This is a genomic window from Nocardioides bruguierae, assembly GCF_023656415.1.
Classification (GTDB): domain Bacteria; phylum Actinomycetota; class Actinomycetes; order Propionibacteriales; family Nocardioidaceae; genus Nocardioides; species Nocardioides bruguierae.
Genome location: NZ_JAMOIL010000001.1, coordinates 356,173 through 370,058, shown reverse-complemented (window position 1 = coordinate 370,058; position 13,886 = coordinate 356,173). Strand labels below are relative to the sequence as shown.

Annotated in this window: 14 protein-coding genes; 2 read left to right on the top strand and 12 right to left on the bottom strand. The window is 74.2% G+C overall.

What is annotated here, in order from left to right:
* Positions 1–16: 16 nt before the first annotated feature.
* Together M8330_RS01800 and M8330_RS21745 are read right to left on the bottom strand one after the other, a co-directional pair.
* Positions 17–451, bottom strand: a complete 435-nt coding sequence (locus M8330_RS01800) for a hypothetical protein (protein WP_250054517.1) — start codon at positions 449–451, stop codon at positions 17–19.
* 551 nt (positions 452–1,002) lie between these two features.
* Positions 1,003–1,875 carry an alpha/beta fold hydrolase gene (locus M8330_RS21745; RefSeq protein ID WP_308196218.1) on the bottom strand — a complete coding sequence of 291 codons (873 nt, stop codon included), beginning with the start codon at positions 1,873–1,875 and terminating at the stop codon, positions 1,003–1,005.
* A gap of 200 nt (positions 1,876–2,075) precedes the next feature.
* Here M8330_RS21745 and M8330_RS01790 point away from each other — a divergent pair, with 200 nt between their 5' ends.
* On the top strand, positions 2,076–3,389 hold the full coding sequence (locus M8330_RS01790) for a condensation domain-containing protein (RefSeq protein WP_250825931.1): 1,314 nt from the start codon (positions 2,076–2,078) through the stop codon (positions 3,387–3,389).
* 28 nt (positions 3,390–3,417) lie between these two features.
* On the opposite strand, the gene M8330_RS01785 is transcribed toward M8330_RS01790, so the two are convergent.
* Entirely contained in the window at positions 3,418–4,218 is an 801-nt protein-coding gene (locus M8330_RS01785; RefSeq protein WP_250825930.1) for an alpha/beta fold hydrolase, read from the bottom strand.
* Positions 4,219–4,310: 92 nt separating this feature from the next.
* Here M8330_RS01785 and M8330_RS01780 point away from each other — a divergent pair, with 92 nt between their 5' ends.
* Positions 4,311–4,541, top strand: a complete 231-nt coding sequence (locus tag M8330_RS01780; protein WP_250825929.1) for a hypothetical protein — start codon at positions 4,311–4,313, stop codon at positions 4,539–4,541.
* Positions 4,542–4,663: 122 nt separating this feature from the next.
* On the opposite strand, the gene M8330_RS01775 is transcribed toward M8330_RS01780, so the two are convergent.
* Genes M8330_RS01775 through M8330_RS01735 form a run of 9 tightly spaced genes read right to left on the bottom strand, consistent with a single transcriptional unit; the run spans position 4,664 to position 13,879 of the window.
* Positions 4,664–6,025 carry an extracellular catalytic domain type 1 short-chain-length polyhydroxyalkanoate depolymerase gene (locus tag M8330_RS01775; protein WP_250825928.1) on the bottom strand — a complete coding sequence of 454 codons (1,362 nt, stop codon included), beginning with the start codon at positions 6,023–6,025 and terminating at the stop codon, positions 4,664–4,666.
* A gap of 28 nt (positions 6,026–6,053) precedes the next feature.
* A complete protein-coding gene (locus M8330_RS01770) occupies positions 6,054–7,004 on the bottom strand; it encodes an alpha/beta fold hydrolase (RefSeq protein WP_250825927.1) in 951 nt (316 codons plus the stop codon).
* Complete coding sequence (locus M8330_RS01765; RefSeq protein WP_250054509.1) at positions 7,001–7,750, bottom strand: 3-hydroxybutyrate dehydrogenase; 750 nt, start codon at positions 7,748–7,750, stop codon at positions 7,001–7,003. Before M8330_RS01765 ends, M8330_RS01770 begins: the two co-directional genes overlap by 4 nt.
* On the bottom strand, positions 7,747–8,571 hold the full coding sequence (locus M8330_RS01760) for a TetR family transcriptional regulator (RefSeq protein ID WP_250825926.1): 825 nt from the start codon (positions 8,569–8,571) through the stop codon (positions 7,747–7,749). The genes M8330_RS01765 and M8330_RS01760 overlap by 4 nt, the downstream gene beginning before the upstream one ends.
* Positions 8,568–10,196 carry an AMP-binding protein gene (locus tag M8330_RS01755; protein WP_250825925.1) on the bottom strand — a complete coding sequence of 543 codons (1,629 nt, stop codon included), beginning with the start codon at positions 10,194–10,196 and terminating at the stop codon, positions 8,568–8,570. Before M8330_RS01755 ends, M8330_RS01760 begins: the two co-directional genes overlap by 4 nt.
* Positions 10,193–11,368: a branched-chain amino acid ABC transporter permease gene (locus tag M8330_RS01750; protein ID WP_250825924.1), complete on the bottom strand. Its 1,176-nt coding sequence runs from the start codon at positions 11,366–11,368 to the stop codon at positions 10,193–10,195. The genes M8330_RS01755 and M8330_RS01750 overlap by 4 nt, the downstream gene beginning before the upstream one ends.
* On the bottom strand, positions 11,365–12,240 hold the full coding sequence (locus M8330_RS01745; protein ID WP_250054502.1) for a branched-chain amino acid ABC transporter permease: 876 nt from the start codon (positions 12,238–12,240) through the stop codon (positions 11,365–11,367). Before M8330_RS01745 ends, M8330_RS01750 begins: the two co-directional genes overlap by 4 nt.
* On the bottom strand, positions 12,237–13,076 hold the full coding sequence (locus M8330_RS01740; RefSeq protein ID WP_250825923.1) for an ABC transporter ATP-binding protein: 840 nt from the start codon (positions 13,074–13,076) through the stop codon (positions 12,237–12,239). The genes M8330_RS01745 and M8330_RS01740 overlap by 4 nt, the downstream gene beginning before the upstream one ends.
* Positions 13,073–13,879 (bottom strand): ABC transporter ATP-binding protein, encoded by an 807-nt coding sequence (locus tag M8330_RS01735; protein ID WP_250825922.1) that lies wholly within the window; start codon positions 13,877–13,879, stop codon positions 13,073–13,075. Before M8330_RS01735 ends, M8330_RS01740 begins: the two co-directional genes overlap by 4 nt.
* Positions 13,880–13,886 lie beyond the last annotated feature (7 nt).

Genomic DNA, 13,886 nt, shown 5'->3' with positions numbered 1-13,886 from the left:
CGGGCCGCGCTCGGGCTCAGGCAGGGACGGCGGCGAGCAGGTCCGAGCAGGCGCTGCGGTGGTCGGTGGTGATGCGGCCGCGGGTGCGCAGGGCGTCCAGCCGAGCCCGTCGCCGTGCCTGGGTGCTGCGGACCTGCTCGTGCAGCGCTCCGGCGACCTCGACGGACGCCATCCCTGTCAGCGTCATGGCCGCGAGCGCCTGCGCCTCGTCGTGGTGCAGCCCGGCGCGCAACGCCTCGGTGCGCACCACCCGGGACCGGCACGCCAGCACGCAGTAGGCCAGGAGCGCCAGGCCGAGGACGGCGGCGACCGCCCCGGCGCCCCTCCCCCAGCCGGTCCCGTCGCCGGCCGGGTCGACCAGGCGCGCCGGCGTCGTCGCGACGGCGGCGAGCAGCCCCGAGACCGGGCTGACGGCCGGCGCGGCGATGACCACGGCGGTGAAGATCGACATGACGCGATCGTGGCGAGAGGCCGCGGGCCGGTGGTGCCACGCCCGGCCATTTCCCCTCGATGCGGTAGGCCGCGCGAGGCGCGGACCAGTCCTCGGGCGCCGGGGTCCCCAGGTCGTCTCCCCCGGCGTCGCGAGCCCGCCCTGCCGCGCGGCACAGGGGTGGCGCGGGACACCCCACGAATGCCTGCCTCACCAGGCGAAACGGCATCGTCAGGATGTGCGTGACCTCACGTCCACGAGGAGTTGGGTGCGCCCGGTCGGGTCATGCACCATTGAGTTGTTAGCCAATGACAACGACGTCACCAGGAGGACCCCTCATGCTTCACTTCATCGGCACCGCCCGGCAGATCGACCGCTTCCTCGCCAACTTCGTGCCGTGGCACGTCGACACCTGGACGCGCCCCGGTCGCTGACCCCGGCACGCACGCACCAGCGCCCCGCACGACTCACGTCGTCCGGGGCGCTTCTCGTTCGGTCACCAACGCCGTCCTCACGGCCTCGGAGCACCGGGTTGGTGACCAGACGTGACGTGACGGAGCGAGGCGGGAACCTCAGCCGGCCAGGTCGGCGGCGTCGGCGGCGTCGGCCGAGGGGCCACCGGCAGGGGCGGCGGGGGCACCGCGGTCCGCGAGGGGCCCGGGCTGGGCGCCGGCGAGCATGTGGGCGCCGGTGCCGGGGGCGCGCCAGGCGTCCGGGATGGGGTGGGCGGCGACGTGCTCGGCGAACAGGGCCGGCCACTGCTCGATGTCCTCGGGCGTCTCGGCGACGACGAGCCGCGAGTCCGGGATGAGGTCGTGCAGCTTCTCCGCGGTCGAGAGCGGGTGCGTGGGGTCCCCGGTCCAGGCGAGGATCAGGGTCGGGTGCTGGATGGAGGCGACCTGCTCGGGCGAGGGGAAGTCCGCACGGGCGGCACCGCGCAGCAGCGTCGGCAGCAGCTCGACGGAGACGTCCGGCAGCGTGTCGGGGTGGTGGGCCGCGGCAGGCGGCACCGGCGCGACGCGTCCGGCCTCCACGAGACCCTCGATGCCGCGCTCCTCCACGATCCTGGCCTGCTTCTCGTAGGCCTCGGCCTTGGCGCGACGGGTCTCCCAGGCCGTCGGCGGCACCATCAGCGTCAGCGTGCCGAACCGGTCGGGCAGTCGCGAGGCGGCGTGCAGCAGCGTCCCGGTGCCCATCGACGGGCCGACGCCGTGCACCTGCCAGCCCGGGTAGACGTGGTCGAGCAGGTTCAGCAGGTCGTCGGCGAGGCTCGACCACCGGTAGCGGGTCAGGTCGTGCCCGCCGGTGGACCGGCCGTGGGCCCGGGCGTCGTAGCGCAGGACGCGGGTGGCCGCCCCGTCCGGGCGGGCGGCGAGGCCGCGCGAGACGTTCATCCCGAGGACGACGTCGCGGGCCCGGCTCGAGGTCAGCCCGTGCAGCTGCACGACGGGTCGGACGTGGTCAGCATCACGTCCAGCATGTGACTCCCCGACCGGCTCCGGGGCCGGCGAGGACCCCGGGGCGCCTCCCTCGGGGGTGACCACCGACACGTCGTAGTCGATCACTGCGCCTGGAACGGGGAGCGACGGCACGGGGTGGAGCCTCCTGACCGGGGTTGTTCACGTGTGACCCCTAGAGTACGTCCATGCGGCTGACCAATGTCGCCCAGATGCTCCTCCCCGACGGGCGACTGAGCAGCTACGGCGTCCTCGCAGGCCCCCCTGCCTCCTCGCTCCCCATCTCCTTCGACCAGGGTCGGCACGTGGGTGCCGGCGACCGGCCGGGGTCGTGGATGGGCATCTCCTTCCGCCTGCCGCGCCACGAGACCCGGGAGGCCCTCGCGGCCGCCTGGCTCCACGTCGTGGAGCGGCACGGCACCCTGCGCACCGTCTTCACCGCGGACGAGGCGGGCGGCCTGTCCCTGCACCGCGTCCCGGTCTCCGCCGGCACCTGGACCGAGCACGAGGTCCCGGCCGGGCTCCAGCTGCGCGACGTGCTCCGCGGCGTCCTCGACTCCGAGTGCCGCCCCTTCAACCGGCCCTCCTACCGCCTCGTCCACGTCGAGCCGGACGACGGCAGCGAGCCCGCGGTCGTCATCGCCGCCGACCACAGCCACCTGGACATGTGGTCGCTGCTGGTGCTCGTCCGCGACCTGCTCGCCTGCCTCGACGACCTGCGCGCGGGCGTGGACTCCCCCGGCGCCGGCCTGCCCAAGCCGCAGGACTTCGCCGAGCACACCACCGAGCTGGCCGAGCGCGGCCCGGCGCCGGACGAGGTCCGGGCCCGCTGGCACGAGATCATGGAGGCCGGGGGCGGCGAGATGCCCGTCTTCCCGCTGCCGCTGGGCCCGCTGCAGCCCGTTCCGTCGGAGCGGGTCGAGGTCTGGGACGTGCTCGACGCCGCCCAGCTGGGCCGCCTGACCCAGCGCGCCGCCGACCGGGGCACCCGGATGCTGCCGCTGGTCGTCTCCGAGATGGCCGTCGTCACCCAGGAGCTGGCCGGGCAGCCGCTGCGAGCCGTCTTCCCCGTCCACAGCCGCTACGACGACCGCTGGCACTCCAGCGTCGGCTGGTTCATCACCAACGCGGTCCTCGACTGCCCCTCGCCCGACCTCGACACCGCGGCCGCCGCCGTCCGCGAGACCGTGAACCTGGGCTCCGTGGCGCTGGCCGACGTGCTCTCCCCCTGGGGCGGCATGCCGAACACCCCGGGCATGTTCGCGCTGTCCTGGCTGGACCTGCGCCGGCTGCCCGTCGGTGTCGACCCGGGCCCGGAGGGGCAGTACGTCTCCGCCGCGATCCGCACCGACGGCGTCATGCTGTGGTTCATCGTCGAGGACGGCGGGGTCCACCTGCGGGTCCGCTACCCCGACACCCCCGAGGCGCGCCGCAACGTCGGCGCCTGGATCGACGCGGTCATCCACCGCCTCCAGGTCTACGCGGACGCCGAGGCCGCCTGAGCCGGATCGCCCGGCGGGACCGGAGTCCTCAGTCGGTCAGCAGGAAGTGCCGCAGGACCGACACGAACGTCTCCGGCTGCTCCGAGTGCACCCAGTGGCCGGCGCCCTTGACCGTCACCGTGGTGGTGCGCGGGAACAGCCGCCGCATCTCCTCGGCGTGCTCGGGGCGCACGTAGTCCGAGTGCTCGCCGGCCATCCACAGCACTGGCCCCTCGAACGCGGGCTCGAGGTCGGGGAAGCCGCCGATGACGTCCAGGTTCTCCCGCAGCAGCCGCAGGTTGGCCTGCCAGACGAAACCACCGTCGCGGCTGCGCAGGTTCTGCAGCAGGAAGCCGCGCACCCGCGGGTCCCGGATCGCCCCGCTCAGCGCCTCGTCCGCCTCGCCCCGGCTCCCGAGGGCGTCCAGGTCGAGACCGGAGAGGCTGTCGAGCAGGTGGGCGAACTCGGAGCTGCCGTCGGAGTCGGCCGGCGAGATGTCGACGACCACGAGACGGTCCACCAGGTCGGGGTGCCTCGTCGCCAGCACCATGGCCACCTTGCCGCCCATGGAGTGCCCGACGAGGTGGGTGCGCGTGACGCCGCGCTCGGCGAGGTCGGCGCGCAGCCAGGAGGCCACCGTGTCGGCCAGGTCGACGTAGTCGAGGGTCTGCGTCCAGGGCGAGCGGCCGTGGTTGGGCAGGTCGACCATCGTCGAGCGCAGCTCGGGGGCAAGCGCCTTGGCGACCTGGGTGAAGTTGCGGCCCTGCCCGAAGAGGCCGTGCAGGAGGACGACGTCCTCGCCGGTCTCGCCGACGCGGAGGACGTTCAGGGCGGGCTGCTCGGCGGACACGGGCGCCAGCCTAGGTGGCCGGGTCGAGCCGACCGGCAGCGGCCGCCAGGGAACCGCTGCAGTCCGGACAACTCTCGGTCAAGGTCGGCCGAATGGCTTCACCGCTCGGAGCCGGGACCGATCGGCTCCTCAAGCGCCAGACCCGACGCACCGCCACCAGCGCCACCGAGGACACCGTCATGTGGGACACCGTTCAGACCAACGAGCAGCACCTGTCGCACGACCGCCCCTGCACCAAGTGCGGGCACGAGATGCACGTCTACCTGCCGTGCGACGACGCGTGCGGCTGCCCGGCCGTCCTCGTCCCGGCGCGCGCGGCCTGAGGCCGCTCCCCCGAGCCGCCCCGGCGACGACCACCCTCCTGGAGTCGCCACCGGGGCCACCAGGCCCCTGCCCCGCGGCGGCGCCGGCCCCCTCCCTCTGAGTCGGGCCGGCGCCGCCGTGCTCAGCAGGCGGTCACGAGGTCGTACCGGCCGGCCGAGGTCAGCTCCAGCGACGTGACCGTCGCGTCGCCCTGCCCCAGGTAGTCCTGCGACCCGAGCGCGTAGAACGGGTTGTAGGGGTCGTTGCCGTAGGACACCGCGCGGCCCGCCGCCTCGTGCTCGGCGTTCGTCGTCGTCCAGCAGGACGCCGGCGTGGTCGGCGTGGCCGTCGCAGTGCTGGTCGGCGTGCTGGTCGGCTCGGTGGTCGGCGTCGGCGAGGCCGTCGGCGTCGGGTCGGGAGTCTGACCCAGCGTGGTGTCCGTGCGTCGGTTGTTGCCGAAGAAGAACCCGGTCACGTACGCCGGGTAGTCGACGCTGTCGGGGTCCACGTAGCTCGCGCCCGGGCCGGCGCCGGCGGGCCACGCGTGAGCGACCCCGGTGTTGGTGAACAGCGAGACGCGGGGGCCCGCCTCGTCCGACCAGACGGTGCCGCTGCCGGCCGGGTTGGCACCCGTCAGCGTCGAGGTGTCGAGCGCGCTGGCGTCGGTGGCGCCGTAGATGCCGGCCATCACCTCGGCGTTGAGCCGGTTGTAGCCGGGCGCGACGGTGGTGTCGTCCGAGCCGTGCACGACCGAGGTGAGCTGGGTGTCGAACGCGTCGGTGTGGCTGCCGGCGAACCCGGTGCAGGTCGAGGTGGCCTGGGCCTGCGTGGTCGCGACGTAGGAGATCTGGCCCGAGGTGGTGCCGACCGTGGGGCCGGCGTCGATGCCGATGCCGGCGAAGACGTCGGGGGCGAGGCAGCCCATCACCATCGTCTCCCCGCCCCCGGAGGAGAGCCCGGAGAGGTAGACTTGGTCGGGGTCGATGTCGAGGTCGGGCCGTGCCAGCAGGGCGTCGACCAGCGCGAGGAGGTCGTCGTCGTGGCGGCCCGGCGCGCTGCGCGAGTGCTGGGTGTCGTAGTAGTCCCAGCAGCCGAGGAGCACGCCGCCGTCCGGCGCGGCCGGGGCGGCCACGACCATCCCGTAGGCGTCGGCCGTGGCCTGCCAGTTCCCGCCCGTGGCGAGGTCGGCGTTGGTCTGCACGCAGCCGTGCAGGGTGACCATCAGTGCGCGGTGCCCGTCGAGGGCCGGCGCCGTGGTGGGGGTGTAGAGCCGGACGCCGAGGCCGGCGACGGTCTCCTGCGTCCAGCTGCCCGCGGCCGCGGCGGGCTGCCGGGCGGGGCCGACGAGTCCGACGACGCCGGCGGCCAGCGTCGCGGCCAGGACGGCGGTGAGGACCGCGGCCAGGAGCCCGGCGGGCACGACGGCCCGTCGTGCCCGGCTGCGGGTGGGCCCGGTGGTGGGCCCGGTGGTGCGTGGTGGAGATGACTGTCCCGAGATGTGCATGGTTCCTCCAAGGTGGTCGCGCTGTGTCTCAGCGCGACCGGACGGCCGGGAGCACCTCCTCCGCGACGCGGCGGGCGCCGTCCTCGGCCATCACGATCGTGTAGTGGTTGACGTCCTCGACCTCGACCACGCGCAAGCCGCCGTGAGCGGCGGCGACGCGGTCGGAGAACGTCTCGGCGTAGCCGGGGGCGTAGAGGGACCGGGGCTCGTCGAGCAGCCCGCGCGGGGCGCGCAGGAAGGTGGTGGGCACCGCGATCGACGCCAGCCAGGCGTCGTAGGTCTCCCCGCCGAACAGCTGGGCGCCGTCGGTGGCGACGGCGGTGCCGTTGGTGGAGGTGCGCAGGTGCGGCTCGGTGCCCTCCAGGTCGTAGTCCACGTAGCCCTCGACCACCGGGGTCCAGTCGCCGAACGCCGGGTGCGCGCGCCAGAAGTCGCGGTAGGCCTCGCGGTCGGGGAACGTCATCGACAGGCGTGCCGCGGCGGGGCCGAGCACGTCCTCCGGCGTCGCGTCGGCACCGGGGGCGGCGACGCCGTCGGGCAGGGCGAGCGGCAGGCCGCCGTCCACCAGCGTCAGCGAGGAGACGCGGGACGCGGCGGTGCCGGCGAGCGCGACGGAGACGAACCCGCCCATGGAGTGCCCCACGACGTGCGCCTGCGCCACGCCCAGGGCGTCCAGCAGCGCGACCATGTCGGCGGCGTGCGAGGCGAGGCCGTAGGGGTCGGGCAGGCCGCCGGAGCGCCCACGCCCCCGCAGGTCGGGGGCGATGACGCGGACGCCCGGCAGCAGCGGCGGCAGCAGCGGCCAGCAGCGGTGGCTGGCGGTGATGCCATGCACGGCCAGCACCACGGGAGCCTCCGGCGCCTCCTGCGCGCTGGGCCCCCACTCGCCACCGGCGAGCTCGCCGCCGGCGACGGGGACGCGGAACGGACGGGGGGCGGCGAGGCCGCTGTCGGCCTGGCCGTCGAGCAGCTGGCTCATGACGCGGTCCACCCGCCGTCCATCGTGTACGAGGCGCCGGTGACCATCGCGGCCGCGGGCGAGCAGAGCCACAGGGCGAGGTCGGCGACCTCGCTCGGCTCGATCAGTCGCTTCACGGCCGACTCGGTGAGCATGATCTTCTCGACCACCTCGGACTCCTCGATCCCGTGCTGACGCGCCTGGTCGGCGATCTGCTTCTCCACCAGCGGCGTGCGCACGTAGGCGGGGTTGAGGCAGTTGCTGGTGACGCCGTGCGGGCCGCCCTCGAGGGCGGTGACCTTGCTCAGGCCCTCGAGGCCGTGCTTGGCCGAGACGTAGGCGGACTTGTAGGCCGAGGCGCGCAGGCCGTGCACGCTGGAGATGTTCACGATCCGGCCGAAGCCGCGCTCGTACATGCCGGGCAGCACCGCGCGGGTCAGCAGGAACGGCGCGTTGAGCATGAGGTCGACGATGAGCCGGAACCGGGCGGGGTCGAACTCGTGGATCGGGGCGACGGTCTGGATGCCGGCGTTGTTGACCAGCACGTCGGCGTCGAGGCTCAGCTCGGCCAGGGCGTCGAGGTCGGAGAGGTCGACGGTCCAGGCCTTGCCGCCGACGTCCTCGGCGACGGCCTGGGCCCGGTCGCCGTCGACGTCGGCACAGATCACGTCCGCGCCGGCCCGGGCGAACGTCTCGGCGACGGCGCGGCCGATGCCGGAGGCCGCTCCGGTGACGACCGCGGTACGGCCGGTCAGGTCGGTGCTCATGCTGGTGGCTCCTTCTCTGGGGTGGGTGCCTGGTGGGTGGGGGCCTGGTGGGTGGGGGCCTGGTGGGTGGGGGCCTGGTGGGTGGGGGCCTGGTGGATGGAGGCGTGGTCGGTGGGTGCCGCGTCCGTGGCGCGGGGGCGCGCGTCGAGGGCGCGCTCGACCAGGGCCATCACCTCGTCGAGGACGTGGTCCGGGACGGCGGCGGGCGTGACGGGCTGGTCGGGCAGGTCGGGGTCGGGCTCGTCGGAGCCCCAGAGGACCCAGCGCATGCCGATCATCTCGCCGATGCCCATGAGGCACCACGCGGCGACGGTCGGGTCGATGTCCCCGACGTCCCCGTCGGCGCGTGCCTTCGTCAGGTTGGCGACGTAGCCCTCGACGATGCGGGTGTAGTGCTGGCGCAGGGCGCGCGGGGAGACGAACTCGGCCTCCCGCACCACCCGGTAGAGGGCGGGGTGCTCGGCGGTGAAGGCGAAGAACGCCCGGAATCCGGCCCGCTCCCCCTCCATCCGCGTCGTGGCGCCGGCGGCCGCCTCGGTCATGGCGTGACGCACCCGGCGGTTGAGGTCCTCGACGAGCTCCTCGAACACCGCGAGCTTGGAGTCGAAGTAGAGGTAGAAGGTGCCCTGGGCGCAGCCTGCGCGGTCGGTGATCCGGGAGACCGAGGCGTCGGTGTAGCCGAGCTCGGCGAAGACCTGCTCGGCCGCGTCGATGATCGCCTTGCGCTTCGCGGTGCCGCGCTCGGTGCTCGGCGCCCGGCGCGTGGTGGCGGGCCGCCCGGTGGTGGTGCCGGTGGTGCTGCCGGTGGAGGACGTGCTCATCGGGGGCCTTCCTGCGTCGGGGTCCGCTCCCGCCACTCCTGGGCGAGCGCGCGCCGCAGGATCTTGTCACTGGAGGTCCGCGGCACCTGGGTGACGACCTCCACCTGGGACGGGACCTTGAACCGGGCCAGCCGGCCGCGGCAGTGCTCGAGGAGGTCCTCGGCGTCGGTGGGCACGCCGTCGCGCAGCACCACGAAGGCCACGCCGACCTCGCCCCACCGCGCCGACGGGACGCCGATGACGGCGGCGTCCGCGACGCCGGCATGAGCCAGGAGCACGGCCTCGACCTCGGCGGGCGAGACCTGCTCGCCGCCGGAGATGAACAGGTCGGTGAGACGGTCGACGATCCGGTAGTAGCCGTCGGCGTCCCGCTCGGCCAGGTCGCCGGTGTGCAGTCCGTGCCGGCAGCCGGGTCGGGTCGCGGGCTGGCGGAAGTAGCCGGCGAACACGTTGGGGCCGCGCACCACCAGCTCGCCACGCCCCGGCCCGACGAGCACCTCGTCGGTGACCGGGTCGACCAGGTCGACCTCGACGTGCGGGTAGGGCGTGCCCGCCATGCCGACCCGCGCGGTGGCCTCCTCGGGCGGCAGGCACAGCACGTTGGGTGCCGCCTCCGTGAGCCCGTAGCCCTGGGTCAGCGCCACCCCACGGCGGTGCCAGGTGCGCAGCAGCGGCTCCGGCATCGGGGCGCCCCCGACGATCGCGTGCCGCAGGCTGGAGAGGTCCGCGGCCTCGAAGCCGGGGTGCTGGGAGAGCATCAGGTAGGTGGCGGGCACACCCATCGTGGTGGTGATCCGCCGCTCCTCGATCAGGTGCAGCACCCGGCCGGCGTCGAAGGTGCGCTCGAGCACCACCGTCGCGCCCATCCACCAGGCCAGCAGCGGCTGGATGTTCCAGCCGCCCACGTGGAACTGCGGCATCACGGCCAGCACCACGTCGCGGCTGGTGACCTCGGCGGTGCGGGAGAGGGAGAGGTTGGTCCAGAAGCAGTTGGCGTGGGTGAGCACGGCGCCGCGGGCGCGGCTCTGCGTGCCGCTGGTGAAGATGATCAGCAGCGGGTCGTCGTCGGCCACGGGCGGACGAGGCGTGGCGCTCGGCCCCCCGGCGGTGGGCGAGCCCGGGTCCGGTGCGTCCAGCGTGGGACGCGGGGCGGGCACCCCGTGCTCGATCCCCTGCCGCCCGAAGCGCACCACGGGCAGCCCGGTCGGCTCGAGGCCGATCGCGCCCGCCACCGCCGGGTCCTCGAGCGCGGCGGCAGCCAGCGAGGAGAACTCGTCCTCGACCACCAGCACCGCCGGGTCGCAGTCGGCGACCTGTGCGGCGATCTCCGGCGGGGCCAGCCGCCACGACAGCGGCACGAGCACCAGCCCGGCCTTGGCGCAGGCGAAGAAGAGCACCACCTGGTCGGCGGAGTTGCCGCTGAGCGTGGCGATCCGCTGACCGGGTGCGTACCCGGCGGCGACCAGGGCCTCCGCGAGGTGGCCGGCGCGCGCGTCCAGCTCGGCGTAGGTCAGCACCACGCCACGGTCGTCGATCGCGGGCCGGGCCGGGGTCGCCTTGGCCCGGTCGGTGGTCCACCGGCCGAGGGTGTGCAGACCGTCCCGGTCGCGCACGGGGGTGATCACGCCGCCCCGTCCGCGGTGCTTCCCCGTCGTCCGCGCACGCCGTCGGCGAGGCGGGTGCCGAGGCCGACGAGGCCGCCGGGGACGAAGAGGACGACCAGGACGAACAGCGTGCCGAGCAGGAACAGCGGCTCCGAGAGCGGCACCCGCAGCAGCGCGGGCAGCTGCTCGACGGTGTCGGAGGAGGCCAGGGCGGTCAGCCGGTGGTCGAGCAGGGTGTAGACGATGCCGCCCACCACCGCGCCCCACCGCGAGCCCAGGCCGCCGAGCACGACGACCACCAGGATGGTGAGGGTGAAGTCCGCCGACGCCACGCGCGGGGTGACGCCGCTGTTGAGCAGCAGGTAGACCATGCCGACCACGACGGCCAGGCCGGCGCCGACGACGAAGGCCAGCAGCTGCACCGGGTACGGGCGCATCCCGAGCACCCGGACCCGCAGCTCGTTCTCGCGGGTGGCGGCCGCCACGTGGCCCGCGCGGCTGCGCTCGAACCAGGTGACCAGCACGAGCACCAGCACCAGCAGGGCCAGGGCGACCCAGTACAGGTTGCGGGTGTGGATCACGCCGACCAGCGCCGCCGGCACGTGGTCGGTGGTGAGCGGGAGGCTCTCCTCGCCGCCGGTGATCGACGGGTTGCGGCGGATCAGCACCGACCCGGCCTGGGCGAAGGCCAGGGTGACCATCGCGAAGGAGATGCCGGAGACGCGCAGGCTGACCGCGCCCAGGAGCGTCGCCACGGCGATGCCGAGCACGAGGGTCACGACCATGGCGGGCAGGAGGCCCAGCCCGGTGCGCTCGAGCACGATGCCCAGGCCGTAGGCGCCCACCGCGAGGTAGAGGGCGTGGCCGAACGAGAGCAGGCCGGTGATGCCGAACAGCACGTGGTAGGTCAGCGCGAGCGAGGCGAACAGCAGGCACAGCGCCAGCAGCTGGAGGGTGCCGGGCGTGTAGGTCGCGCCCGGCAGCACGCCCGGGATGCTGAGGTTCAGCAGCGGCAGCACCGCCAGCACCACCAGCAGGACGAGGCCCGCCACCGGCTCGACGAGGCGTCGACGGGTGCGCGAGGCGCCGTCGCCGCCGGGGGTGGCGGCGCGGTGGGAGTCGCCGTGCTGCCCGCGGGTGGTCGCGGGGCGGTCGTCCTCGCGGGACGTGGGAGGAGTGGTGCTGGTGCTCATGCGCGGGCTCCCATCAGGCCGGAGGGACGGACCAGCAGGACGGCGGCGAGCAGCAGGACGACGACGAGGTCGCCGGTGCCCGAGGCGTAGAAGTTGGCCAGCTGCTGGAGGACCGCGACGGCCAGCGACGCGATCGCGGCACCGAGCAGCGAGCCGAGGCCGCCGATGACGGTGACGATGAAGGCGAAGATCAGCAGCGACGCGCCCAGCTGCGGGGAGACGTAGCCGAAGTACTGCGAGGCGAGCACTCCCCCGATGCCGGCGGCCGCGCCGCCGATGGCGAAGACCACCGTGAAGGCCATGCGGACGTCGATGCCCAGCGCGGTCACCATGGAGCGGTTCTCCACGCCGGCGCGGATCACCAGGCCGAAGCGGGTGAACCGGAGGAAGGCGACGATGCCGAGGAGCACGGCGACCGCGACGCCGATGAGCAGGAAGCGGTCGTGCGGGATCTGCGCCCCCAGGACACCGGAGGTCTCGTCGAGCCAGGCGGGCCCGGAGACGTAGACCGCGTCGGTGCCCCAGATCCCGTCGAACAGGGCCACGGTGGCCAGCGCGAGGCCGACCGTCACGAGCACCTGCTCGACGTGCCGCTCGTAGAGGCGGCGGATCAGCAGCAGCTCGGTGGCGATCGCCACCAGGGCGCCGACCGCGGCGCCGACGACCAGCGACAGCACCAGCGAGAGCCAGGAGCCGTCCGACATCCGGCGCGAGACCTCCCACCCGGCGTACGCGCCGAGGGTCAGGAACGAGCCGTGCGCGAAGTTGAGCACGCCCATGAGGCCGTAGATGAGGGAGAGCCCGGAGGCGACGAGGAAGTAGAGCGCCCCGAGACCGACACCGGTGACGAGGAGCAGGACGAGGGTGCTCACGAGGTGGCCTCCGCGGTGTCGTGCTGCTGGGACTGGTGCTGGCTCTGGTCCTGGGACTGGTCCTGGGACTGGTGCTGGGACTGGTGCTGGGACTGGCTCTGGCCCGGCTCCCCGCCCACGCCCAGGAGGGCGACCACGCGCGACTCGTCGTCGAGCAGGTCGGCGGCGGGGCCGGCGTGCACCACCCTGCCGCCGTCCAGGACGACGGCGTCGCCGGCCAGGCGCCGGGCGACGGTGAGGTTCTGCTCGACCAGGAGCACGGGGACGACCTGGGCGGCCTTCTCCAGCGCGTCGGTGACCTCGCCGACCAGGCGCGGCGAGAGCCCCTTGGTCGGCTCGTCGACGAGCAGGAGACGGTTCTCGTTCAGCAGCGCACGGGCGAGGGCGACCATCTGCTGCTGGCCGCCCGAGAGGGTGCCGGCGCGCTGGGAGGAGCGGTCGATGATGTCGGGGAACAGGTCCCCCACGAGCTCACGCCGCTCGGGGCTCACCCCGTGCCGTCCGCCGCGGCCGCCGGAGCGCTCCGCGAGCCTGAGGTTCTCCGCGACCGTCAGGGACCCGAAGACCTCGCGGTCCTCGGGGACGTAGCCGACGCCGCGCTGGACGACCTTGTGGGTGGCCAGGCGGTCGACGGGCTCGCCGTCGAGCTCGATGGTGCCGCTGCGCTCGATCAGCCCCATGAGGGCCTTGAGGGTGGAGGTCTTGCCCACGCCGTTGCGCCCGAGCAGCGCGGTGACGCCGCGGGCGGGCACCTCCAGCGAGACGTCCTCCAGCACCTGCTGGCCGGCGATCCGCGCGGTGAGGCCGCGGACGACGAGGACGGGACGGGTGCTCATGCGCTCTCTCCCAGGTAGGCGCTCTGGACGGTCGGGTCGGCCATGACGGTCTCCGGGTCCGCACAGGCCAGCAGGCTGCCGTGGTGCATGACGGCGAGCCGGTCGGAGAGGTCGAGCACGACGTCCATGTGGTGCTCGACGAGCAGGACGGTGGCGCCGTGCTCGCGCTGCAGGCTGCGGATGACCTCGACGAGCCCGGGCACGTCGGCGGACCCGACACCGGCCATCGGCTCGTCCAGGAGGATGACCTCCGGGCCGGCGGCCAGCAGCATGGCGATCTCCAGCTTGCGCTTGTCGCCGTGGCTCAGTCCCCCGGCGAGCGTCTCGGCGTGGTGGGCCAGTCCCACCTGCTCCAACCTGGCCAGGGCGTCGACCGTGGCCGCGTCCTGGCGGCGGGGGAAGCGGAGCAGCGAGACGGCTCCGCCCCGGGCGGCCTGGGCCGCCAGCCGGACGTTCTCCCGGACCGTGAGGCCCACGAAGAGGTTGGAGGTCTGGAAGGTGCGACCGAGCCCGGCGCGGGCGCGGGCGTCCACCGAGGACGAGGTCACGTCGCGTCCGGCCAGGTGGACCCGGCCGGCCGTCGGTCGGGCCACGCCGGAGAGCAGGTTGAACAGGGTGGTCTTGCCGGCGCCGTTGGGGCCGATCACCCCCAGCAGCTCCCCGCGCGGCACGGCCAGCGAGACGTCGTCGATGATGGTGGCGCCGCCGATGCGCAGGCCCAGGCCGGTGGCGGAGAGGACCACGTCCTCCCCGCCGGTGGGCCGGGCGTGCGCGTGCGTCGCGCCGGGCTCGGTCGTGCTCACTCCTGCG